Raw genomic sequence first — 23,931 nt, 5'->3', positions numbered from 1 at the left:
TTGGCGATTTGGAAGTCGAAAAGGGAATAAGCACCTGGCAAAGCTTAGCTGAAAGCGGCTCGCAGATTAGACGTGTCATTGTGACAAACGGCAGCCAGGCGCGCACTGTGTTTATATGAAAAACACACAGATATTTGCTCGTCAGCTCAGACGTAGCTTAAAGCCAACAGAACGTCGACTATGGTACTTACTGCGCAACCGCCGTTTTGCTTGCTATAAGTTTCGCCGCCAGCATCCCGTTGGCCCCTATATTCTCGATTTTGCCTGCTGCGCAACACGGCTGGCGATTGAACTGGACGGCGGTCAACACGATCCGAGACGCGTCTACGATGTTCGCCGCACCCGCTGGCTACAGAGTCAGGGATGGCGGGTTTTACGCTTCTGGAATAATGAGTTTGAAGAGTATGAAGAGGCGGTGATGGAGCGGATACTTGAAGCGCTTGAGTCGCCAATGCCCTCACCCCGCCCCTCTCCCTGAGGGAGAGGGAGAAAGAGAGTCCGCACGCAGATTCCATAACCGCACCGAACGGTTCCCTCTCCCTCAGCGAGAGGGAGAAAGAGAGTCCACACGCAGATTCCATAACCGCACCGTACCGTCCCCTCTCCCCTTTGGGGAGAGGGTTAGGGTGAGGGGACAAATTACAGCGCCTGAATACGCTCAAGCGACGGCGCGAAGTAATAGCCGCCGGTCACTGGTTTGGTGAAGCGCAGCATCGCGTCGCGTTTGCCGTCGGTATCGCCGAACATGCTCAGCAGCTGCTGCTCGATGTTGTACAGACGCGCGCAGTAAGCGCAAAAATAGAGGCCATGGGTACCGCTGGCGGTGCCATACGGCAGGCTCTGGCGAACAATTTTCAGCCCTTTGCCATCTTCTTTTAAGTCAACGCGGCTCAGGTGCGACGTGACCGGACGTTCGTCGCCATCGATCTCTTCATTGGCTTCCTTGGTGCGGCCGATCATCATCTCCTGATCCGGCACGCTCATGCGGTTCAGCTGTTTGAGATTATGCTCCCAGCGCTGGACGAACACGTAGCTGCCGCCCGCGTCCACGCCGTCTTTGATCACCGCCACTTCACGACGGGTTTCTTCCCCCGCCGGGTTTTCGGTGCCGTCGACGAAGCCGCTGAGGTCACGCTCTTCCACCCAGCGGAAGCCGTGGATCTCTTCTTTCACCTCGATAGCGTCGCCAAAGGCGGCCAGCGCGGCCTGCGCCACCGAGAAGTTCACTTCATGGCGGGCGGATAAAATATGAATCAGCAGGTCATACTGGGTGGACGGCGCCAGCCCTTTGCCGTAGACCGGAAAATCTTTTAACTCTTCCGCCCCTTCGCCGCCGCTCAGCTGACGCCAGACGTTATTGCCGAACGCCACCACGGCACCGAGTTTGGCGTCAGGGAATTTAGCCTGAAAGGTGGCCACTTTATCGACAAAAATTTTGCTCGCTTCGCGCAGGGCGTTAACGTCCCCTTTGACATTGGCTTCAATCCAAATCGCCGCGCGGCAATGTTCCGGCAAAATGCCGCTCTGAACCTGAGACATCGCTCCTCCTGAAATGATGCAACCACAACGCTGTCGCGTTGCTAACGCGCCATTGTAACCGTTTTTCAGGGCCGTCGTGTCTCTTCAGATCAATTTAGCGACGCCAGATAATTTTGCTGACCTTCCAGTTTTTCAGCGTATCGTCGGAGGGCATCAGTTCGTCCGGGCCGCTCCAGTGGCCGGTGAAGGCGTAACTGATATGCTGGCTCCCCTCGGCCTGACACTCGACGACCGCCCCGTTGTCATTGCTGCCTTTCTGGCAGTTGCCGAAGGCTTTGCTGTACAGATCGCTGAACGGTGTGCCGATTTTCACGCCGCTGGCGGTTTTGATTTCGGCATCACGCACGTCAATCCGGCTGATGGCGCCGTTGTCGCCATTGATGGTCAGCGCCACGCTGTTGTCTTTCAGCGCTTCAAAGTAGTGGACGATATTGCCCTTATCGGTCTTCATTCCGCTGCGCAAACGATAGTCGCCCCCCAGGGCATCGCTAATGGCCTGTTCGTTGAGCGGCGTGGACGCCGTCAGTTTACCCACCCCCTGCTCGGTCACCTCGGTGGAAGAACCAAACCAGTTCCACGGATAGGCCGCCGACCAGTTGACCGCGCTCATCGTTGAGCAGCCGGTGAGCGCCAGCGGAAGCGCGCAGAGCATTACACGTAGCGATTTCATTTCACAATCCTTTCTGAGTCATTCAACGCATGTTGGAGTTCACGATCGGTAAAAAGTGCCATTAAAAGCTAGTCTGGCGAAAACAGGCGCCGAGGCGACGGCTGGTTGCCAGCCACCACAGGGCATAGCCATCCGCGACCAGCAGCGCAATGGTCAGCGATGAGGGCGATTCGCCGCTCAGCCATAGCATCGGCTGCCAGAGCAACAGCAGCACTTGCGATAGCACCAGCAGCCAGCGCATCGCCCGCCACAGGCGCGGCAGGCGCTGACGATAGCCGCTAAGCAGAAAGGCCAGCACCGCCGGCACGCCGGGAAGTAAACCGAGCCAGAAGCGGTCGTGATCGGGATAGAACAGATTCAGAATCGCATCGCCCTGCTGGCGCGACGCGCCGGCCATCAAGAACAGCACCCACGTGCGGGCCTGTAACAACAGTACGCACCAGAAAAGAAAAGGCAGGCGCAGACGGCCATGGGCATCAAAATCGGCGGGGATAAACTCAGTATTCTTCATCTTCAATCAGGCGTTTGCCCAGGGTCAGAACGTCGGCGTACTCATAGCCCAGCCGCTCATACATCCCCTGCACCACGTCGTTGTCCTCGCGGACCATAATATTGATTTTCGGGCAGCCGCGAGCAATCAGCTTTTTCTCGAGCCGGTTGAGCAACGCGTTCGCGATACCCCGGCCGCGATATTCCGGATGGACCCCCAGATAGTAGGCCGACCCGCGATGGCCGTCATATCCGCCCATCACCGTACCGACAACTTCGCCGTTCACTTCCGCCACCAGGAACAGGCTGACATCGTGATTCAGCTTGCGCTCAATATCCATCTCCGGATCGTTCCAGGGACGCAGCAGATCGCAACGCTCCCACAGCGTCACAACCTCTTCGAAATCCTGCTGGCGAAAAACGCGAATCTCCATGGTATTCCCCACCATTGACGGTTAAAAACAGTGATTATGGCGCGAATATGACTGATAGCCAATATCAGGCGAAATCAGCGACAAAAAATGGCATAATATGACTTTGTCATGTATTGAAATGAAAAGTAAAACAATTCTTATTTTGAATGGTCGTAACGGCAAACGCGATACGATATAACATTGGACATCACTTGTTTACAATTCAGGCCGAATGAGCACTTTTAAACCCTTAAAAATACTTGCTTCGCGCCGTCAGGTGCTGAAAGCCGGGCTGGCTGCCATGACGCTGAGCGGCGTCACTGCACAGGTCAGCGCAAAAGAGCAGCCACTGAAAACATCAAATGGACACAGCAAACCCGCCGCCAAAAAGGCCGGCGCCCGCCGCATTGTGATGCTCGACCCGGGCCACGGCGGCATCGACACCGGGGCTATCGGCCATAATGGCTCGAAAGAGAAGCATGTGGTACTGGCGATCGCTAAGAACGTGCGCAGCATCTTGCGCAGCAACGGCATTGACGCCCGCTTGACCCGCACCGGCGATACCTTTATCCCGCTGTATGACCGCGTGGAGATTGCCCATCAGCACGGCGCCGATCTGTTTATGTCGATCCACGCCGACGGCTTCACCAACCCGAGCGCCGCCGGCGCCTCGGTGTTCGCCCTGTCAAACCGCGGGGCGAGTAGCGCCATGGCGAAATACCTCTCCGATCGCGAAAACCGCGCCGACGAGGTCGCCGGTAAGAAAGCGACGGATAAAGACCATCTGCTGCAGCAGGTGCTGTTCGATCTGGTGCAGACCGACACCATTAAAAACAGCCTGACGCTGGGCTCGCATATCCTCAAAAAGATCAAGCCGGTGCATAAGCTACACAGCCGCAATACCGAACAGGCGGCGTTCGTGGTGCTGAAGTCGCCGTCCATACCGTCCGTGCTGGTGGAAACCTCGTTCATTACTAACCCGAACGAGGAGAAACTGCTCGGCACCACCGCCTTCCGGCAGAAAATCGCCACCGCGATTGCCAACGGCATTATCAGCTATTTCCACTGGTTCGATAACCAGAAAGCCCATTCGAAGAGACGTTAATGAAACCCGATGCCGCGCAGGTTAAAACTTTTCTGCTCCAACTGCAGGACAGCCTCTGTCAGCAGCTGAGCGCCGTAGATGGCGCGCCGTTTATTGAAGACGCCTGGCAGCGGGAAGGCGGCGGCGGCGGACGCAGCCGGGTGCTGCGCGAGGGCAATGTGTTCGAACAGGCCGGGGTCAACTTCTCCCACGTCCATGGCGACGCCATGCCTGCCTCCGCCACGGCCCACCGCCCGGAGCTGGCCGGACGCAGCTTTGAAGCCATGGGCGTCTCGCTGGTGGTTCATCCGCTGAACCCCTATGTGCCCACCAGCCATGCCAACGTGCGGTTCTTTATTGCCGAGAAGCCCGGCGCCGACCCGGTGTGGTGGTTCGGCGGCGGCTTTGATTTAACCCCTTACTATGGCTTTGAAGAGGATGCCGTCCACTGGCATCGTACCGCCCGCGATCTGTGTCTGCCGTTCGGCGAGGAAGTCTATCCGCGCTATAAAAAATGGTGCGATGAGTACTTCTATCTCAAGCACCGCCAGGAGCAGCGCGGCATCGGCGGTCTGTTCTTTGACGACCTGAACACCCCGGATTTTGACCACTGCTTCGCCTTTATGCAGGCGGTCGGGAACGGCTATGCTGATGCCTATTTACCCATCGTCGAACGCCGGAAAGCCACGCCGTACGGCGAGCGCGAGCGCCATTTTCAGCTCTATCGCCGCGGCCGCTACGTCGAATTCAATCTGGTCTGGGACCGCGGCACCCTGTTCGGTCTGCAGACCGGCGGTAGGACGGAATCGATTCTGATGTCGATGCCGCCGCTGGTACGCTGGGAATATGATTACCAGCCGGAGGCCGGCAGCCCCGAAGCGGCGCTGAGCGAGTTTATTAAAGTGAAAGCTTGGATCTAAACGAAGCCAATTCAGACCAAAAGCCCCGGAGTACCGGGGCTTTTTTATGACGTTTACAGCGGTTCGGTTTGCGCTTCGACAACCGCCAGCGCCACCATATTCACGATGCGACGCACGGAGGCGATCGGCGTCAGAATATGCACCGGCTTCGCCACTCCCATCAGCACCGGCCCGACGGTTACCCCTTCCGAACTGGAGACGCGCAGCAGGTTATAGCTGATCCGGGCGGCTTCCATATTCGGCATCACCAGAATATTGGCCGACCCCTTCAGCGGGCTGTCCGGCATGCGATCGTTGCGGATGCTTTCCACCAGCGCGGCGTCGCCATGCATTTCACCATCGATCATCAGCTCCGGGGCGCGGGCCTTCACCAGCTCCAGGGTTTTACGCATCTTGCTGGCTGACGGGCAGTCGGCAGAGCCAAAGTTGGAGTGCGACAGCAACGCCACCCGCGGCTCAATACCAAAGCGACGCACGCTTTCCGCCGCCATCAGGGTGATCTCTGCCAGCTCTTCCGGCGAGGGATCGTGATTGACATAGGTATCGGCGATAAAGGTGTTACCGCTCGGCAGCAGCAGCGCGTTCATCGCCCCGGCGGTGCTGACGCCGTCGCGATAGCCGAACAGCGGCTGCACCACGCGGTAGTGGTCGTGGTACTCGCCAATGGTGCCGCAGATCATCGCATCCGCTTCGCCACGGTGAACCATGATGGCGCCAATCACTGTGGTGTTGCTAATCACCGCCCGCTGCGCCTGCTCCTGGGTAATGCCGCGGCGCTTCATCAGCTGATAGTACTCGCTCCAGTACTCTTTAAACCGCGGGTCAGATTCATTATTGACGATCTCGAAGTCAACGCCGGCCTTGATCTGCAGGCCCAGCTTCTGGATGCGCATTTCAATCACGCTTGGGCGGCCCACCAGAATCGGTTTGGCCAGCCCCAGCGACACCAGCTCCTGGGTGGCGTGCAGCACGCGGGTCTCCTCCCCTTCCGCCAGCACCACACGCTTCGGCTCTTTACGCGCCTGAGAGAAGATAGGCTTCATAAACAGGTTGGTCTTATAGACGAACTCGCTCAGCTTCTCGATATAGGCGTCAAAATCAGCGATCGGGCGCGTCGCCACGCCGGAGTCCATCGCCGCCTTCGCCACCGCGGGGGCGATCTTGACGATCAGCCGCGGGTCGAACGGTTTCGGAATGATGTAGTCCGGGCCAAAGCTTAAATCCTGATCGCCGTAGGCGGAGGCCACCACTTCGCTCTGCTCAGCGTGGGCCAGCTCGGCAATGGCATGCACCGCCGCCAGCTTCATCTCTTCGTTGATCGCCGTCGCGCCGACGTCCAGCGCGCCGCGGAAGATGAACGGGAAGCAGAGCACGTTGTTGACCTGGTTAGGATAGTCGGAGCGGCCGGTGCAGATGATGGCATCATCGCGGACCTGCTTCGCCAGCGGCGGCAGAATTTCCGGCTCCGGATTGGCCAGGGCGAGGATCAGCGGCGCGCGCGCCATCTTCTTCACCATCTCCGGGGTCAGCACTTTCGGACCGGAGCAGCCGAGGAAAATGTCCGCGCCGTCGATCACGTCATCGAGGGTGCGTTTGCCGTCGTCTTCCACTGCATAGGCCGCTTTGGTTTCCGCCATGTTGAGCTCACGATCCTTATAGATAACGCCTTTCGAATCGCAGACCACGATGTTGTGCTTTTGCATCCCCAGCGCCACCAGCAGGTTCATGCAGGCAATTGCCGCCGCCCCGGCGCCGGAGACCACCATCCGCACGTCGGACAGATTCTTCTCAACGACGCGCAGGCCGTTGAGGATCGCCGCGGTGCTGATGATCGCCGTGCCGTGCTGATCGTCGTGGAAAACCGGAATATTCATCCGCTCGCGCAGCTGCTGCTCAATGTAGAAACACTCAGGCGCTTTAATATCTTCGAGGTTGATACCGCCGAAGGTCGGCTCGAGGGCGGCGACGACGTTAATGAATTTATCCGGGTCCAGCTCATCGACTTCGATATCAAACACATCGATGCCGGCGAATTTCTTAAACAGGACGCCTTTGCCCTCCATCACCGGCTTGCCGGCCAGCGCGCCGATGTTACCGAGTCCCAGCACCGCGGTGCCGTTGGAGACCACCGCCACCAGGTTGCCGCGGGCGGTATATTTGTAGGCCGCCAGCGGATCTTTTTCAATTTCCAGACAGGGGGCCGCGACGCCCGGCGAGTAGGCCAGCGCCAGATCGCGCTGGGTGGCGAGAGGTTTGGTCGGCGAGACCTGGATTTTTCCGGGAACCGGAAATTCGTGGAAGTCGAGGGCGCTCTGTTTTAACTGCTCATCCATTTTATATTCCTTTCTTTCACGTATCGTTCGTAGGGAAAAAGCGTGATGACCATCCTGTCGTTCACCTTTCAGTGGCAGACAGTATCCCTCCTGGCGGGGCGATAAACTTTGAACACCGCCAAACTCTGGCCATCGCTATGATCTGGTTGTTATCAATTTATAGCGGTTATGTTACCCGGATTCGCCGCCAATAATAGCCCCGTCTGCTATGCTTTTTGGTTATGTACCTCATCAATATTTATACCGCATACCGGCAAGCACTCATGTAACACCTTGTTCCAGGAGGACTTATCTATGAATCAGCTAGACAGTATCAAGCAGTTCACCACCGTGGTCGCCGACAGCGGCGACATCGAATCCATCCGCCACTACCATCCGGAAGATGCCACCACTAACCCCTCCCTGCTGCTGAAGGCCGCCGGCCTGGCGTCCTATAGCGGACTCATTGACGACGCGATCGCCTGGGCGAAAAAGCAAGGAGGCGGCCGTGAAGCGCAGGTGACTCACGCCTGCGATAAGCTGGCAGTCAATTTTGGCGCGGAGATCCTCAAAAGCATTCCGGGCCGGGTCTCCACCGAGGTGGACGCCCGGCTCTCCTTCAACCGGGAGAAGAGCATCGAGAAAGCGCGCCATCTGGTGGCGCTGTATCAGGAGATGGGCATTGATAAGTCGCGGATCCTGATCAAGCTGGCCTCCACCTGGGAGGGGATCCGCGCCGCCGAGACCCTGGAAAAAGAGGGGATCCACTGCAACCTGACGCTGCTGTTTTCCTTCGCCCAGGCCCGGGCCTGCGCCGAGGCCGGGGTCTATCTGATCTCCCCTTTCGTCGGACGTATTTATGACTGGTATCAGGCGCGCAAACCGCTGGATCCTTACGTGGTTGAGGAAGATCCCGGGGTGAAATCCGTGCGCAATATCTATGACTACTTCAAACAGCATAAATACAACACCATCGTGATGGGCGCCAGCTTCCGCCGCACCGAGCAGATCCTCGCCCTGGTCGGCTGCGACCGGCTGACCATCGCCCCGCCCCTGTTAAAAGAGCTGCAGGCCAGCGACGCCCCGGTGGTGCGCAAACTGATCCCTGCCAGCCAGATCCTGCCGCGCCCGGTGCCGCTCAGCGAGGCGGAGTTCCGCTGGGAACATAATCAGGATCCGATGGCGGTCGAAAAGCTGGCGGAGGGTATCCGCCTGTTCGCCGTCGATCAACGCAAACTGGAAGATCTGCTTGCCGCCAAACTGTCACTTTAGTCTCACGGAGAAAACTATGTCCCGAAGAGAGCTTGCCAACGCCATCCGCGCCCTGAGCATGGACGCGGTGCAGAAAGCCAATTCCGGCCACCCCGGTGCGCCAATGGGGATGGCAGACATTGCCGAAGTGCTGTGGAACGATTTTCTCAAGCACAATCCGCAGAACCCTGGCTGGGTGGACCGCGACCGTTTTATTCTGTCCAACGGCCACGCGTCGATGTTGCTCTACAGTCTGCTGCACCTGTCCGGCTACGATCTGCCGCTGTCAGAGCTGAAGCAGTTCCGCCAGCTGCACTCTAAAACGCCGGGTCACCCGGAGCATGGCTATACCCCCGGGGTGGAGACCACCACCGGCCCGCTGGGCCAGGGGCTGGCGAACGCCGTCGGTATGGCCATCGCCGAACGCACCCTGGCGGCGCAGTTTAACCGCCCCGGTCATGAGATTATCGACCATCACACCTGGGTTTTCATGGGCGATGGTTGTCTGATGGAGGGGATCTCCCATGAGGCCTGTTCGCTGGCAGGCACGCTCGGACTGGGCAAGCTGATCGGTTTTTACGACCACAACGGCATCTCCATCGACGGCAAAACCGACGGCTGGTTTACCGATGATACGGCAGAACGTTTCCGCGCCTACCACTGGCACGTGATCGGCGACATTGACGGCCACGATCCTCAGGCCATCAAACAGGCCATTACGGAAGCGCAGGCGGTGAAAGATAAGCCGTCGCTGATCATTTGTCGGACCATCATCGGCTTCGGTTCGCCCAACAAAGCCGGCTCAGAGGAGTCGCACGGCGCGGCGCTGGGTGAAAAAGAGGTGGCCCTGGCCCGCCAGCAGCTGGGCTGGAAACATCCCCCCTTTGAGATCCCGAAAGAGATCTATCAGGGCTGGGATGCGCGTCCACGCGGCGAAAAAGCCGGGCACGACTGGAACGAGAAATTCGCCGCCTACCGGCAGCAGTTCCCGGAGCTGGCCGCTGAGCTGACCCGCCGCATGGATGGCGCCCTGCCGGAGGATTTTGCCGCGACCGCCCGCGACTACGTGGCGAAGCTGCAGGCCGAGCCGGCGAAGATCGCCAGCCGGAAAGCCTCGCAGAACGCGCTGAACGCGTATGGCCCGCACCTCCCGGAGCTGCTGGGCGGTTCGGCGGATCTGGCGCCGAGTAACCTGACCATCTGGTCTGGCTCGACATCGATTAAAGAGGATGCCGCGGGCAACTATATTCACTACGGCGTGCGCGAATTCGGCATGACCGCGGTGGCCAACGGCATCGCCCTACACGGGGGATTCATCCCCTATACCTCGACCTTCCTGATGTTTGTGGAATACGCCCGCAACGCCGCGCGCATGGCGGCGCTGATGAAGGCCCGGCAGATCATGGTCTATACCCATGACTCCATCGGTCTGGGGGAAGACGGTCCGACCCACCAGGCGGTGGAACAGCTGGCCAGTCTGCGGCTGACGCCCAACTTCAGCACCTGGCGCCCATGCGACCAGGTGGAGACCGCTGTCGCCTGGCAGGCGGCCATCGCGCGTCAGGGCGGACCGACGGCGCTGATCCTGTCGCGACAAAACCTGGCGCAGATGCCGCGCACCCCGCAACAGGTGCAGGATATCGCCCGGGGCGGCTACGTGCTGAAGGATGCCGGAGGCAAACCCGACCTGATCCTCATCGCCACCGGCTCGGAAGTGGAGATCACCGTCCTGGCGGCGGAAAAATTGTTGGCCAACGGGGTGAATGTGCGAGTGGTTTCGCTCCCCTCCACCGATGTGTTTGACGCTCAGGACGAGGCCTGGCGCGAGTCGGTGCTGCCGTCGGACGTCAGCGCCCGGGTGGCGGTCGAGGCCGGGATAGCGGACTACTGGTATAAATATGTCGGCTTAAAAGGCAAGATTGTCGGCATGACCGGCTACGGTGAATCCGCCCCGGCGGAGCAGCTGTTCCCGTTCTTTGGCTTTACGGTCGACCATATCGTCGCCACCGCCGAACAGGTGCTTAACGGGTGATCCACAGCGTGGGCCAGGCGTCTGGCCCCTGCCAGTTGTCGCACGTCGGCTGCTGCGCGTAGCGGGAGAGGCTGAACCGCTGGCCGTCAAAACGCCAGCGGGTCTGGATCCCGCAATCGCCAGACGCGCGCCCCTTGTCCAGGGTCACCAGCTCATGGCGGCGGTCATCATAGCTGGCGTTAATAAGCTCTATCTCCCGCGGCGCCTCGCCCGGCGGCTGAAATGGCAGCGTTAGCCGCACCTGGCGGGCGACATACGGGCGCTGGCGGGAGACCAGCCAGGCCAGCCAGACGGTGTTGTACGCCCCGGATTCGCAGCTGGTCATCAGCAGCACTTTGTCATCCGTCAGGGCAGTGACGCGAATTTCGCGGCGGAACGGATCGAGGGAGCAGTTACTGTTGCTCATCCGCTCATTGCCATAGTCCATCAGATCGTTGAGCTCATCACGCCCCAGCGGCGACTGCGCCATGTCTGCGCTCGCCACCGCGCGCAGCGCCGGCGCCGGCGGTACGCTGAGCGGCGGCTCCTCCCCTTTGCCAACCCAGGCCGTTTCGCTGCCCACCCGCTTTTGCCGGGCGTCGATAAAAAACAGGGCCGCTTTCAGCCCCTGCAGGGAGATAGTCTGCAGGCCGTTGGCCAACGAGAGGGTTTTTCCCTCCTGTACCCGCTGGAGGAACGCATCGATCGTCACGCTGTCGTCAGTTTTAATGAGTTTATCTTCAATGCGCCAGCGCTTGTCGGTCAGGGACAGCGGTTTACCATCCAGCAGCAGGCGCGGCGCTATCGGCGCGAGCGTCGCCACCGGATTGCCGGTGCCGCCCAGTTCGATACGCAGGCTGGCATCAGTAGCCGCCCCGGCGCTGCGGCTGAGGGTCATCACCAGACCATAATGCAGCCCCACGTTGCGGGTGACGCAGAAGTTTTGGTTATTACAGGTGACCTGCCAGTCGTTGAAGCGCTGCTGCGCCGGTGCCGACCATGCCTGTGAGCAAGGCAGCACCGCCAGAAAGAGGAAAAAAATGATGCGAAAAAGCATGAACCGCCCGACCCCAGATAAACCCAACCACGGCGCCTATCCTGGACAACGGCAGCCGCTGACTCAATCGGATTTGTCAGAGTTCCCCGACATCAGGCCAGAGGTTTGCAAATACTGCAGCAGAATGACCGCTTTCCCGTCGCGGATCTCCCCGTCAGCGACCATCTGCAGCGCCTGGCTAAAGGGCAGCTCCAGCACCTCGATGGCTTCGTCATCCACCCCGCCGCCGCTGGTCGTTCGCTGCGCGTCGCTGTACTCAGCGATAAAGAAATGCACCACTTCGGTGACGCCCCCTGGCGACATAAACAGCTCAAACAGCTTTCGCACCTCGCCCACTTCATAGCCGGTCTCTTCCACTGCCTCTTTACGAATGCAGGCCTCCGGCTCGTCGTTGTCCAGCAGCCCGGCGCAGGTTTCAATCAGCATGCCGTCATGATTGCCATTGACCCAGGTGGCGACCCGAAACTGACGCACCAGGACCACCGTCTGCTTATGGCGGTTATAGAGCAGCACGGTGGCGCCATTGCCGCGATCGTAGACCTCGCGCTTGTGGCGCACGACGCTGCCGTCCGCCCGCGTCAGCTCATAGGTCATGTTGCGTAGTACGAACCAGTTCTCAGAGAGGATTTTATCTTTAATGACGTGAATATTGAGTGACATACCGACCCCACAGCGTAAAAGGACGCCCTCATACTACGCTGCGGAGCCGGGTTTGTCGTCAGTGAAGCGGCGTCGTTTTCAGCCCCAGGTAGTCAAGGATCCCCTGCGCCGCGTGACGGCCTTCCGCCATCGCCGTCACCACCAGGTCGGCGCCGCGCACGGCATCGCCGCCGGCAAAAATCTTCTCCTGGCTGGTCTGATAACGGTAACGGCTCTCCACTCCGGCTTTAATACGCCCCTGGCTGTCCAGTGCCACCCCCGCAGCTTCCAGCCAGGGCATGCGGTGCGGGTGGAAGCCAAAGGCCATGATCACCGCATCTGCCGGCATAACAAACTCGCTGCCGGGGATCGGCGTCGGGCGACGTCTTCCCCCGGCATCCGGAGCACCCAGCTCGGTGCGCAAAAAGCGAACCCCGTTCACCCGCCCGTTCTCGTCCAGCTCAAGCGTCACCGGCTGGACGTTAAACTCAAAAAGCGCCCCCTCTTCGCGGGCGTTTTTGACCTCTTTTTTCGAGCCCGGCATGTTGGCTTCATCCCGCCGATAGGCGCAGGTCACCTGGCGGGCGCCATGGCGCAGCGCGGTACGCACGCAGTCCATTGCCGTATCGCCGCCCCCCAGCACCACCACGTTCAGCCCGGCGGTGTTAACATAAGGCTCCTGCGCCGATTCCGCCAGCCCCATCACCTGTTTGGTGTTGGCGATAAGAAACGGCAGCGCATCGTAGACCCCGGGGGCCTCTTCATTCGGCAGGCCGGCCTTCATGGAGCGATAGGTTCCGGCGCCGACGAACACCGCGTCATACTCGGCCAGCAGCGTCGCCAGAGGGATATCTTTCCCCACCTCGCAGTTGAGCTCAAAGCGGACGCCCATCTCGCTGAAAATCGCCCGCCGCCGGGTCAGCAGCGACTTATCCAGCTTGAACGCCGGAATGCCGAAGGTCAGCAGACCGCCGATCTCCGGATGACGGTCAAAGACCACCGGCTGCACGCCGTGGCGCACCAGCACATCGGCGCAGGCCAGACCGGCCGGCCCGGCGCCGATAATCGCCACCCGTTTACCGTTCAGCTTAATCTGCGAGAGGTCCGGACGCCAGCCACTGGCCAGCGCCTGGTCGGATATAAATCGCTCAATATTGCCGATGGTGACCGCACCGCTTTCCTCGCGCAGGGTGCAGGCGCCCTCACACAGCCGGTCCTGGGGGCAGACGCGGCCGGTGATCTCCGGCAGACAGTTGGTCTGATGGGACAGGGCGACCGCGGCGGCGATATCCCCTGCCTTCACCAGCTCGACCCACTGCGGAATAGTGTTATGTAGCGGGCAGGTCCATTCACAGATGCTGTGTTCTCCACATTTCAGGCAGCGGGCGGCCTGCTGCCGGGCCTGGGTCGGGCTGAACGGCTGATAGATCTCCTCAAAGTGGTTCTTGCGCACCTCCGCCGGCAGCTTATCCGGCTCTCCGCGCGGCGGCGTCATCGCCATCTGCCTGACCTTCTCGCCGGCGTCGGGCTGTCTGGCGGGGGCCGCGCCGCGCTGCCACGGCTGCGCCTCCTGGCAGGCCGAACGCAGACGCCGCTGCCTGGCCATCGTGGTCAATGTCTCATCGTCGGCGAGGGTCAGCGCCTGCGCCGGACAGTTTTCCACACAGGCCGGTCCCGCCTCGCGGCCCGCGCACAGATCGCATTTCTGCGCGCTGGCTTTCACCTGGCCTGCGGCATGCGGCGTCACCACCACCTCCATCACCCCGAACGGGCAGGCCACCATGCAGGATTTACAGCCAATGCATTTCTCCTGACAGACCTGAACGCTGTCGCCAGTCTGGGCGATGGCGCCGTTGGGGCAGCTGCGGAGGCAGGGGGCGTCTTCGCAGTGGCGGCAGGTGATGGCGTTACGCTGCCCCTCTGCTTTAATCACGGTGATACGTGGCAAAAAGCGCTGCGGGGTCAGCGCATGTTGCTCCTCGTTATGCGCCATTACGCAGGCCACTTCGCAGGCCTGGCAACCGATACATTTTCGGCTATCGCTCAATATAAAGTGGTTCATGGCTTCCTTTTGTCTTATTGGTGAATAACCCCTTAATGCGCATGCCTATTTATTACCCGACAAGACGAGGCCGGAACAATGTTCATTTGCCCAGGATACCCTTTTTCTGGAAAGAATCCGTTTTGGATCAATTTTTTTGACTTATATGAAATCAGGTTTCACACCGGCAAGGGATAATGCGTCCCCGGGTGCGGCGGGCGAAGCGGTGTGGCCGACCTGGCGGCACGAAAGGTCGATGTTTCTTTACGATACGGCAAAAGCAACATGATAAATTACACTATCTCCTTAATTTCTCCACGATTGCCGGAGGCGCTGGCGCTAAAGTGGCACAGGCTGTGCAATAACAAGAACATGTGCATATGAGGTTTTCATTCTGATGGCGAATTTCTTTATCGATCGCCCCATTTTTGCGTGGGTGCTGGCAATCCTGTTATGCCTGACGGGCACCCTTGCCATTTTGTCGCTGCCAGTTGAACAGTATCCCGATCTGGCCCCGCCGAATGTACGGGTTACAGCCAACTATCCTGGCGCCTCCGCACAAACCCTGGAGAATACCGTCACCCAGGTTATCGAACAGAATATGACCGGCCTCGATAACCTGATGTATATGTCATCCCAGAGCAGCGCCACCGGCCAGGCGACCATCACCCTCAGTTTTACCGCCGGTACCGACCCGGACGAAGCGGTACAGCAGGTGCAAAACCAGCTGCAGTCGGCGATGCGTAAACTGCCGCAGGCGGTGCAAAACCAGGGGGTTACGGTACGCAAGACCGGCGATACCAATATCCTGACCCTCGCCTTCGTCTCCACCGACGGCAGTATGGATAAACAGGATATCGCCGACTACGTCGCCAGTAACATTCAGGACCCGCTCAGTCGCGTCAACGGCGTGGGGGATATCGACGCCTACGGCTCGCAATACTCAATGCGCATCTGGCTCGATCCGGCAAAGCTCAATAGCTTCCAGCTGACCACCAAGGATGTTACCGACGCTATTAGTTCGCAGAACGCCCAGATTGCCGTCGGCCAGCTCGGCGGCACGCCTTCCGTGGATAAGCAGGCGCTGAACGCCACCATCAACGCGCAATCTCTGCTGCAAACCCCCGAACAGTTCCGCAATATCACCCTGCGCGTCAATCAGGATGGCTCAGAGGTGACCCTCGGCGATGTCGCTACCGTGGAGATGGGGGCGGAGAAGTATGACTATCTTAGCCGCTACAATCGCCAGGCCGCCTCTGGCCTGGGAATTAAGCTCGCCTCCGGCGCCAACGAAATGGCCACCGCGGAGCGCGTGATCGCTCGCCTCAATGAGCTCTCGCAGTATTTCCCGCACGGGCTGGAATATAAAGTCGCCTACGAGACCACCTCCTTCGTGAAGGCTTCTATTACCGACGTGGTGAAAACCCTGCTGGAGGCGATCCTGCTGGTTTTCCTCGTGATGTATCTTTTCCTGCAGAACTTCCGCGCCACTCTGATCCCGACCATCGCCGTACCGGTGGTGCTGATGGGCACCTTCGCGGTGCTCTATGCCTGTGGTTACAGCATCAACACCCTGACGATGTTCGCGATGGTGCTGGCGATCGGCCTGCTGGTGGATGACGCCATCGTGGTGGTGGAGAACGTTGAGCGCATCATGAGCGAGGAAGGCCTGTCGCCGCGGGAAGCCACCCGCAAATCGATGGGACAAATTCAGGGCGCGCTGGTGGGGATCGCGATGGTGCTGTCGGCGGTGTTTGTGCCGATGGCCTTCTTCGGCGGCACCACCGGCGCTATCTATCGCCAGTTCTCTATTACGATTGTCGCGGCGATGGTCCTCTCGGTGCTGGTGGCCATGATCCTCACCCCGGCCCTTTGCGCTACCCTGCTCAAGCCGATTAAACCAGGTGAATCCCATGAGCGAAAAGGCTTCTTCGGCTGGTTCAACCGCACCTTTAACCGCAGCGCCAGCCGCTATGAAACTTTCGTCGGCAAGATCCTTCACCGCTCGCTGCGCTGGATGCTGATCTACATCGTCCTGCTCGGCGGGATGGTGTTCTTATTCCTGCATCTGCCCACTTCGTTCCTGCCGCTGGAGGATCGGGGGATGTTCACCACCTCGGTACAGTTGCCGAGCGGCAGCACCCAACAGCAGACGCTGAAAGTGGTACAGAAAGCGGAAGATTACTTCCTCAATAACGAGAAGCAGAACGTCGAGTCAGTGTTTGCTACCGTTGGCTCCGGCCCCGGCGGCAACGGGCAGAACGTAGCCCGCATGTTTGTGCGCCTCAAAGACTGGGACCAGCGCGATCCGCAAACCGGCTCCTCCTTTGCCATTATTGAACGCGCCACCAAAGCGTTTAATCAGATCAACGAAGCCCGGGTCATCGCCAGCAGCCCGCCGGCAATCAGCGGCCTCGGCAGTTCGGCAGGCTTCGACATGGAGCTGGAAGATCACGCCGGTAAGGGGCACGATGCGCTGATGGCGGCGCGCGATACGCTGCTTGAGCTGGCGGCTAAAAACCCGCTGTTGACCCGCGTCCGGCATAACGGGCTCGACGACAGCCCGCAGCTGCAGGTCGATATCGATCAGCGTAAAGCTCAGGCGCTGGGCGTCTCCATTGATGACATCAACGATACGCTGCAAACCGCCTGGGGGTCGAGCTACGTCAACGACTTTATGGATCGCGGGAGGGTGAAGAAAGTCTACGTCCAGGCGGCGGCGAAATATCGGATGCTGCCTGACGATATCAATCTCTGGTACGTCCGCAACAGCAGCGGCACGATGGTGCCGTTCTCGGCCTTCGCCACCTCGCACTGGGAGACCGGTTCGCCGCGCCTGGAGCGCTACAATGGCTACTCGGCGGTGGAGATCGTCGGTGAAGCGGCGCCGGGCATCAGTACCGGTACCGCGATGGACATGATGGAGAAGCTGGCCGCGCAGCTGCCGACCGGCTTTGGCCTCGAATGGACCGCCATGTCCTATCAGGAACGCCTCTCCGGCGCTCAGGCGCCGGCCCTGTACGCAATTTCCCTGCTGGTGGTGTTCCTGTGCCTGGCAGCGCTGTACGAGAGCTGGTCGGTGCCGTTCTCGGTGATGCTGGTGGTTCCGCTCGGGGTGATTGGCGCTCTGCTGGCGACCTGGATGCGCGGCCTGGAGAACGACGTTTACTTTCAGGTGGGCCTGTTAACGGTGATCGGCCTGTCGGCGAAAAACGCCATTCTGATCGTCGAGTTCGCCAATGAGCTTAACGAGAAAGGCCAGGATCTGCTCAGCGCTACGCTGTCGGCCTGCCGTCAGCGCCTGCGCCCTATCCTGATGACCTCGCTGGCGTTTATCTTCGGCGTGCTGCCGATGGCCACCAGTACCGGCGCCGGTTCCGGCAGCCAGCATGCGGTCGGCACCGGGGTGATGGGCGGGATGATCTCCGCCACCGTGCTGGCCATCTTTTTCGTACCGCTGTTCTTTGTGCTGGTCCGTCGCCGCTTTCCGCTGAAGGAGCGTCCGCAATAAACCGTCGGGCGATGGCGGCGAGCCGTAATAACAGAAAAGGCGACCTGGATGGTCGCCTTCTTTATGTGTTCAGAACCATGACGCGCTTATTTACGTCGCGTTATTCCCCTGCTCACATTGCGGAAATTTATTTACGAAGCATGCCTTCAATAAAATCTTTCCAGTTCCCCAGTTCATGTTCAATCATAATAGCCTCTCTTATTATTATGGTCGATTCTATATAACTTCATTGCTGATGGGAAGTTGTGCTCCCCTATTGCTCTGATTGTCTTGTGGACCGCTGACAGAGATAAAACCTCTGGTTGCCGCCACTATGCCGTCTCGTATGTAAAAATTATGTGATGCAGAGCACCATCAAGCAACATTTTCGTAATATTGTTAATGCCCTCACATCATGCCCGCGGCTGGGCGAATTTTAATCACCCTAACGCATTGCATGAATTGCCTGGTAAAAAGTTATATTTATTCATCTGAATCACGTATTATTTCAATAAGGCTTATATATTCGGAAATATCTGAGTTAACCGCTTAATTGAATGTTAAAGGTTTATCTATGCTCACCATGTACGGAATTAAAAACTGCGATACCATTAAAAAAGCCCGCCGCTGGCTGGAAGCACATCAGATTGACTATCGCTTCCATGACTACCGCGCCGATGGCCTCGACCGCGTGCAACTGGATACCTTTATTGCCGAACTGGGCTGGCAGGCGCTGCTGAACACCCGCGGCACCACCTGGCGCAAACTGGACGAATCGCTGCGCAACAGCATCGATAATGCCGATGCCGCCGCCGCATTGATGCTGGAAATGCCGGCGATCATCAAACGCCCATTGCTCTGCGCGCCCGGTCGTCCTATGCTGCTGGGTTTTAGTGAAGCAAGTTATCAGCAGTTTAACGAGGTATAGTCTATGTCTTGCCCGGTCATTGAGCTGGCTCAGCAGCTTATTCGCCGCCCTTCCCTTAGCCCCGATGATGCGGGATGCCAGGCGTTAATGATTGAACGCCTGCGTGCGATCGGCTTTACCGTTGAACCGATGGATTTCGGCGATACGCAGAACTTCTGGGCCTGGCGCGGCCACGGCGAGACGCTGGCCTTCGCCGGCCACACCGACGTGGTCCCGGCAGGCGACGCCGACCGCTGGATCAATCCACCGTTCGAACCTACCATCCGCGACGGGATGCTGTTTGGCCGCGGGGCGGCGGATATGAAAGGCTCGCTGGCGGCGATGGTGGTTGCCGCAGAGCGTTTTGTCGCGCAGTACCCGGACCATCGGGGCCGGCTGGCGTTTTTGATCACCTCTGATGAAGAGGCCAGCGCGAAAAACGGCACCGTCAAAGTGGTGGAGACGCTGATGGCGCGTAACGAGCGTCTGGACTACTGTCTGGTCGGCGAACCCTCCAGTACCGAAGTGGTCGGCGATGTGGTGAAAAACGGCCGCCGCGGCTCGCTGACCTGTAACCTGACCATTCACGGCGTACAGGGCCATGTCGCCTATCCGCACCTTGCCGATAACCCCGTCCATCGCGCCGCGCCGATGCTGGCGGAGCTGGTCAATATCGAGTGGGATAAAGGCAATGAATACTTCCCGCCGACCAGCATGCAGATTGCCAACGTGCAGTCCGGTACCGGCAGCAACAACGTGATCCCGGGCGATATGTTCGTCCAGTTCAACTTCCGCTTCAGTACGGAGCTGACGGACGAGACGATCAAAGCCCGGGTGGTCGCCCTGCTGGAAAAATACCAGCTGCGTTACAGCGTGGAGTGGTGGCTCTCCGGCCAGCCGTTCCTTACCGGACGGGGCAAGCTGGTGGATGCGGTCGTCAACGCCATTGAGCACTATAATGAGATCAAACCGCAGCTGTTAACCAACGGCGGCACCTCAGACGGACGGTTTATCGCGCGCATGGGAGCGCAGGTGGTTGAGCTGGGCCCCGTGAACGCCACAATTCACAAAATTAATGAATGTGTGAACGCCGCCGACCTGCAGCTGCTGGCGCGGATGTATCAACGCGTAATGGAACAGCTGGTCGCCTGACGTACTGACGTACTGACGTAAAGAGGAAGCGCGCATGGAATGGCTTATTAAACATTGGTGGATTCTGGTGCTGGTCTTTTTGGTGGGGGTAATTATCAACGTGATTAAAGATCTAAACCGCGTTGACCACAAAAAATTCCTCAACAACAAACCCGATCTGCCGCCGCACCGTGATTTTAACGATAAATGGGACGATGACGACGACTGGCCGAAGCACGACCAGTCGAAGAAACCGTAAGTTTGCCGTTATCGCGGTAGCGCCCGCCTGTAACCCCGCCCGCCGGGGTTACAGCATTTCGATGATATCGTCCCCTTTCGGCGTACTGCCGCTCAGCGCCTCATCAAAATAGTGCTTCGGCACGGTGTAGCGCAGTCGCTCGATCGCGAACTGCATGCTGCGATCGTCAATGGCATGCCCCAGATCGTCCACAATATCTAAGGTCACGTCGCCCCCCGCCTGCAACAGCGCCTCCTGTGCCGACACCGCCCACGCCAGATCGATAACCCGATCGTCACCACCGTGGATCAGGTGAATGGTGGTGGCCGTCGTTGCGGTAACCGGCAGCGTCGCATAGCGGCCATTAAAGGCGATCACCCGCGAAGCCAGATCCGGCGCTGCTTTGATGCTTTCCAGCGACATGATCGCCCCCTGAGAGAAGCCGATCAGCGCGGTGGCCAGTGGGCTGATGCCGCTCTTTTCCTGCCAGTAGCGCACAATTTCAATAAAGGTCGGCATAATGGCGTCGATACGCTGCTGACGATTCTCTTCCGTCACTCCCTGCACCGAAAACCACTGCCGACCGTCAGGACCGCAAGGCTCCACCCCGCCAATGCTCACGATCAGCGCATCAGGAAACTGCGGCGCGAACCAGCTGCCAATTTGCCCCATGGAGACCGGGTTATCCCCCACGCCATGAAACAGCAGCAACAGCTGTTGCGCAGGCGTCGCAGGGCTTTGAACAATAAAATGATCGTGTTTCATGGCTGTCTCCTTAGTGTATGCGGGCAGTGTACGCCGCTCGCCAGATATGACCATGCCATTTAACTGAATGAGTTAGTTAAAAAAATTGCAGGTTCGCCACCTGCTGATGCAGCGCCTCGGCGCGCGCTGCATCGAGGAAGCGCAAGGCGTCAGCGGCCTCCTGACGCCATCTCGCCAGCAGGGCTTTACGCCCTGTTAGCTGCAGCGCGGCGCAGAGTTCGGCCTCTTCTTCCCCCTGCAGACGCCCGCGCAGGGCCGGCAACGGGATGTCGACCTGCAACAGCAGGCGATTGAGGCAACCCAGCGCCGCGGCCAGCGGGCGATGGGCGAAAGCAAAGCTCGCCGCTTCCAGCCAGTCCTCATCACTAAGCATAGCCCCTGAAACGGCCGGCAGCGGCGCGGACGCTTGCCGCCACGGGCGCAGCCAGTATTCATCACGCTGTAGCCGCTGTGCCTCCCGTTGCGCGAGCTGATGCCCCGCTGCAGTCAGCGGGAACAGAGCCATCGCGGTATAGCACCCGCTGCTGGCCTCGCGATGGGTGCCCAGCCGCACGAGAATAAACCCACAGCGTTGCCAGAAGCGCCACAGCTCAGGGGTATAGCCAAAGCTGACGGAGAGATAATCATAACCTGCGGCATCGGCGGCGATATCGGCGATCATCTGCTGCCCAAGCCCTTCGCGCTGGCGGGCTGGGTGGACGGCGATCCGGCTGACCCGCAGCCCGCGCAGCGTCGCCGCCAGGGGAGTGCCGCCATGCGCCGCCAGCGACTGGGCGACCAGGTTCCCCCGCGGCCGGCGAAAACCCGCCCACACCGCCCGGCTGAGTTCGGGAGAAAGTCCCCCTTCGGCCACCAGCCACAGGGCGCCCGCCACCGCACCGCCGGCGCGAGCGCAGCGGAAAGCCTGGCCTGGAGCGTCCATCATGCGCCGCAGATCGAGAGGAGAAGTGCGGTAATGCGCCCCGGATAACAGCTGGTACATCGCTTCCGGCAGCGCCGGCTGCGTTTGCCAGCTGGACTGATTGACCGCCTCCAGGACTACCTCCCCCGTCGGCGCGTCGCGAAATGCCTCATCGCTGAAGATCAGCAGCTGGCTGATGGCCGACTCCAGCGGGCAGCCTGCGGCCCAGCGGATCGGCGCGCTCAGGCTGAACAATTGCAGATAGGGCAGGCTGGCGCAAAATTTCAGCAGGAACCCGCGACCGGTGCCCTCATAACCCTGCACCGTCGTGGTAAGTAGCGTGCGGGGAAAACGGCTAACCAGCTGCCGGAGAAGCGGAGCCGGTATAGCCGCGGCCTCATCGACAATCAGCCAGGACGCCTTTTCCTTCGACGACAGCAACGCATCAGGAGCCATAAAGCGAAACGCCTCGCCGGCAAAGCTCGCCAGCACGTCGACGGCGCTGCGGGTCGGGGCGGTAACGATGGCCTCACCCGCGAGCTGGCGCAGCAGCATGCCCGCGAGGGCGGATTTCCCTCGCCCTCGTTCAGCCGTCACTGCTGCGATACCAGGCGGTAGACGCAATAATTGCCCAAGGATCGCCGCCTGTTCGGCCAGCGGGTGACCATCGGCGGGATGCCAGTCAGGGCGCCGGACGGCCAGCGGGAGCCGCGGCGAGTCCGACTGCCGCCAGAGCAGCACCTCGGGGTCGGCGATAAACTGCCGACAGCAGCGGAGAACAAAGTTGGGGGTAGAGATCGGGTCGGGCGTATCGCTCCAGCGCAGGGAGTCCTCATCCACCCGGGACGGCCAGTCGGCGAAAGAGGGCGTCAGCAGCACCAGCCAGCTTCCCGCCCGCAGCGTACCGCTCAGGGCCGCCAGGGCGGCCACATCAAACCCGCGCCGGGCATCGAAAAAGGCGTGCATCACTTCCCGCCCCAGCAGCGTCTTCAGGGCGCCAGGCGCCACGCCGGGCGCAGAAACCGGCTCGGAGCCCACCCACAGGCCATCGCCGCCGAGCCGCTCCCGCAGCGCCTGCGCCTGCTGCAGCGTCCAGGCCTCGTCGCCGCTGAGCACCAGCAGGCGGCGAATCCCCTCCCGCGCCATCTGCGCGGTGAGGTCAAGCAGCGCGTCCATCATCAGGGGCGATTACAGCGCGCTGCCGAAGGTGTTGCACTGCGCCGGGTCGCCGCTGTCGAAACCGCGTTTGAACCAGGTGTAGCGCTGTTTTGACGTTCCGTGGGTAAAGCTGTCCGGTACCACCCGCCCCTGGCTCTGCTGCTGCAGACGGTCGTCGCCGATGGCCTCGGCGGCGTTTAACGCCTCCTGCAGATCGCCGGTTTCCAGAATATCCTGCTGCTGCATATTATGCCCCCAGACGCCGGCGAAGCAGTCTGCCTGTAGCTCCATCTTAACCGACAGCCGGTTGGCTTCGGCCTCGGTGGCATGCTGCTGTTGCTGGCGAACCTTCGGCTCAATGCCCAGCAGTTTTTGTACGTGATGACCCACTTCATGGGCAATGACGTACCCCTGGGCAAAGTCGCCATCGGCGCCCAGTTTATTTTTCATCTCATCGTAGAATGACAGGTCGATATAGACCGTACTGTCGGCAGGACAGTAGAACGGCCCCATCACCGACTGGCCGGTACCGCAGCCGGTACGGGTCGCGCCGCGGTAGAGCACCAGCTTTGGCTGAGGGTACTGGCGGCCCATCTTTTCAAAAATCGGTCCCCAGGTATCTTCGGTGGTGGCCAGAATGACGGAAGTAAACTTCGCCGCTTCATCGTCTTTCGGACTGATGGAGCGCTGCGTGGAGGTCTGCTGCTGCGGCATCGGTTCGCCGGTCAACATGCCGGTCAAATCCACGCCGTAGTAGCCCGCCACCAGCACAATAATCAGCAGTACAATGCCGCCCTTCCCGCTCGGCAGACGGAAGCCGCCGCCCCCGCCGCCGCCAAACGGCGAGCCTGATTGTCCACGTCGATCTTCAACATTGTCGCTTTCGCGACGCCCTTGCCAGCGCATAAGCACCTC

The 23,931-nt window shown here is 59.9% G+C and carries 21 protein-coding genes; 9 read left to right on the top strand and 12 right to left on the bottom strand.

Features of this window, described 5'->3' with window-relative positions:
- Positions 1-115 precede the first annotated feature (115 nt).
- On the top strand, positions 116-478 hold the full coding sequence (locus tag ABLV64_RS06350; RefSeq protein ID WP_074447407.1) for a DUF559 domain-containing protein: 363 nt from the start codon (positions 116-118) through the stop codon (positions 476-478).
- Between the two features lie 161 nt (positions 479-639).
- Here ABLV64_RS06350 and ABLV64_RS06345 read toward each other — a convergent pair whose 3' ends face one another.
- From ABLV64_RS06345 to ABLV64_RS06330, 4 genes are all read right to left on the bottom strand, one after another.
- Positions 640-1,539, bottom strand: coding sequence for a Dyp-type peroxidase (locus ABLV64_RS06345; RefSeq protein ID WP_004201987.1), 900 nt, complete (start codon positions 1,537-1,539; stop codon positions 640-642).
- A gap of 94 nt (positions 1,540-1,633) precedes the next feature.
- On the bottom strand, positions 1,634-2,209 hold the full coding sequence (locus tag ABLV64_RS06340; protein WP_017900454.1) for an RpoE-regulated lipoprotein: 576 nt from the start codon (positions 2,207-2,209) through the stop codon (positions 1,634-1,636).
- 61 nt (positions 2,210-2,270) lie between these two features.
- Positions 2,271-2,720, bottom strand: a complete 450-nt coding sequence (locus tag ABLV64_RS06335; protein ID WP_017900453.1) for a DUF2919 domain-containing protein — start codon at positions 2,718-2,720, stop codon at positions 2,271-2,273.
- Positions 2,707-3,132: a GNAT family acetyltransferase gene (locus ABLV64_RS06330; protein ID WP_002913637.1), complete on the bottom strand. Its 426-nt coding sequence runs from the start codon at positions 3,130-3,132 to the stop codon at positions 2,707-2,709. The genes ABLV64_RS06335 and ABLV64_RS06330 overlap by 14 nt, the downstream gene beginning before the upstream one ends.
- A gap of 211 nt (positions 3,133-3,343) precedes the next feature.
- Here ABLV64_RS06330 and amiA point away from each other — a divergent pair, with 211 nt between their 5' ends.
- Positions 3,344-4,216, top strand: a complete 873-nt coding sequence (amiA, locus tag ABLV64_RS06325) for an N-acetylmuramoyl-L-alanine amidase AmiA (RefSeq protein WP_004201984.1) — start codon at positions 3,344-3,346, stop codon at positions 4,214-4,216.
- On the top strand, positions 4,216-5,115 hold the full coding sequence (gene hemF / locus ABLV64_RS06320) for an oxygen-dependent coproporphyrinogen oxidase (protein WP_023318852.1): 900 nt from the start codon (positions 4,216-4,218) through the stop codon (positions 5,113-5,115). Before amiA ends, hemF begins: the two co-directional genes overlap by 1 nt.
- A 53-nt stretch (positions 5,116-5,168) precedes the next feature.
- On the opposite strand, the gene maeB is transcribed toward hemF, so the two are convergent.
- Entirely contained in the window at positions 5,169-7,448 is a 2,280-nt protein-coding gene (gene maeB / locus ABLV64_RS06315) for an NADP-dependent oxaloacetate-decarboxylating malate dehydrogenase (protein WP_217324757.1), read from the bottom strand.
- Between the two features lie 294 nt (positions 7,449-7,742).
- Between maeB and tal the strand changes: the two genes are divergently transcribed.
- Together tal and tkt are read left to right on the top strand one after the other, a co-directional pair.
- Positions 7,743-8,699, top strand: a complete 957-nt coding sequence (gene tal / locus ABLV64_RS06310; RefSeq protein WP_004201965.1) for a transaldolase — start codon at positions 7,743-7,745, stop codon at positions 8,697-8,699.
- Positions 8,700-8,715: 16 nt separating this feature from the next.
- Positions 8,716-10,710, top strand: coding sequence for a transketolase (gene tkt, locus ABLV64_RS06305; protein WP_348843169.1), 1,995 nt, complete (start codon positions 8,716-8,718; stop codon positions 10,708-10,710).
- Here the strand turns inward: tkt and ABLV64_RS06300 are convergent.
- The 3 genes from ABLV64_RS06300 to aegA all read right to left on the bottom strand — a co-directional run bounded on the left by ABLV64_RS06300 (position 10,700) and on the right by aegA (position 14,447).
- The gene (locus ABLV64_RS06300) at positions 10,700-11,746 is read right to left on the bottom strand and encodes a DUF1176 domain-containing protein (RefSeq protein ID WP_004201962.1); all 1,047 of its coding nucleotides are present in this window, start codon (positions 11,744-11,746) and stop codon (positions 10,700-10,702) included. The genes tkt and ABLV64_RS06300 overlap by 11 nt on opposite strands.
- Before the next feature lie 63 nt (positions 11,747-11,809).
- Positions 11,810-12,406 carry a GDP-mannose pyrophosphatase NudK gene (gene nudK, locus ABLV64_RS06295; RefSeq protein ID WP_002913754.1) on the bottom strand — a complete coding sequence of 199 codons (597 nt, stop codon included), beginning with the start codon at positions 12,404-12,406 and terminating at the stop codon, positions 11,810-11,812.
- A gap of 58 nt (positions 12,407-12,464) precedes the next feature.
- The gene (gene aegA, locus ABLV64_RS06290) at positions 12,465-14,447 is read right to left on the bottom strand and encodes a formate-dependent uric acid utilization protein AegA (protein ID WP_108433464.1); all 1,983 of its coding nucleotides are present in this window, start codon (positions 14,445-14,447) and stop codon (positions 12,465-12,467) included.
- A 376-nt stretch (positions 14,448-14,823) separates the two neighbouring features.
- On the opposite strand from aegA, the gene acrD reads away from it, so the two are divergent.
- A complete protein-coding gene (acrD, locus tag ABLV64_RS06285; RefSeq protein ID WP_017900450.1) occupies positions 14,824-17,937 on the top strand; it encodes a multidrug efflux RND transporter permease AcrD in 3,114 nt (1,037 codons plus the stop codon).
- Positions 17,938-18,064: 127 nt separating this feature from the next.
- On the opposite strand, the gene ypfM is transcribed toward acrD, so the two are convergent.
- Positions 18,065-18,124 carry a protein YpfM gene (gene ypfM, locus ABLV64_RS06280; protein ID WP_100181659.1) on the bottom strand — a complete coding sequence of 20 codons (60 nt, stop codon included), beginning with the start codon at positions 18,122-18,124 and terminating at the stop codon, positions 18,065-18,067.
- A gap of 366 nt (positions 18,125-18,490) precedes the next feature.
- Between ypfM and ABLV64_RS06275 the strand changes: the two genes are divergently transcribed.
- From ABLV64_RS06275 to ABLV64_RS06265, 3 genes are read left to right on the top strand one after another with little or no spacing between them, the layout of a single operon-like run.
- Positions 18,491-18,844 (top strand): ArsC family reductase, encoded by a 354-nt coding sequence (locus ABLV64_RS06275; protein ID WP_069135924.1) that lies wholly within the window; start codon positions 18,491-18,493, stop codon positions 18,842-18,844.
- Positions 18,845-18,847: 3 nt separating this feature from the next.
- A complete protein-coding gene (gene dapE / locus ABLV64_RS06270; protein ID WP_060656186.1) occupies positions 18,848-19,975 on the top strand; it encodes a succinyl-diaminopimelate desuccinylase in 1,128 nt (375 codons plus the stop codon).
- Positions 19,976-20,009: 34 nt separating this feature from the next.
- A complete protein-coding gene (locus ABLV64_RS06265) occupies positions 20,010-20,213 on the top strand; it encodes a YpfN family protein (RefSeq protein ID WP_002913768.1) in 204 nt (67 codons plus the stop codon).
- A 48-nt stretch (positions 20,214-20,261) separates the two neighbouring features.
- On the opposite strand, the gene ypfH is transcribed toward ABLV64_RS06265, so the two are convergent.
- The 3 genes from ypfH to ABLV64_RS06250 all read right to left on the bottom strand — a co-directional run bounded on the left by ypfH (position 20,262) and on the right by ABLV64_RS06250 (position 23,922).
- Complete coding sequence (gene ypfH / locus ABLV64_RS06260) at positions 20,262-20,957, bottom strand: esterase (RefSeq protein ID WP_004201952.1); 696 nt, start codon at positions 20,955-20,957, stop codon at positions 20,262-20,264.
- A 76-nt stretch (positions 20,958-21,033) separates the two neighbouring features.
- Positions 21,034-23,037: a GNAT family N-acetyltransferase gene (locus tag ABLV64_RS06255; RefSeq protein ID WP_065697516.1), complete on the bottom strand. Its 2,004-nt coding sequence runs from the start codon at positions 23,035-23,037 to the stop codon at positions 21,034-21,036.
- A 9-nt stretch (positions 23,038-23,046) separates the two neighbouring features.
- Positions 23,047-23,922 carry a neutral zinc metallopeptidase gene (locus ABLV64_RS06250; RefSeq protein ID WP_004201945.1) on the bottom strand — a complete coding sequence of 292 codons (876 nt, stop codon included), beginning with the start codon at positions 23,920-23,922 and terminating at the stop codon, positions 23,047-23,049.
- Between the last annotated feature and the right edge of the window lie 9 nt (positions 23,923-23,931).

The sequence above is a fragment of the Klebsiella sp. JB_Kp031 genome (genome assembly GCF_040064295.1).
Taxonomy (GTDB): Bacteria; Pseudomonadota; Gammaproteobacteria; order Enterobacterales; family Enterobacteriaceae; genus Klebsiella; species Klebsiella quasipneumoniae.
This window is presented reverse-complemented; position numbering and strand designations above follow the sequence as displayed.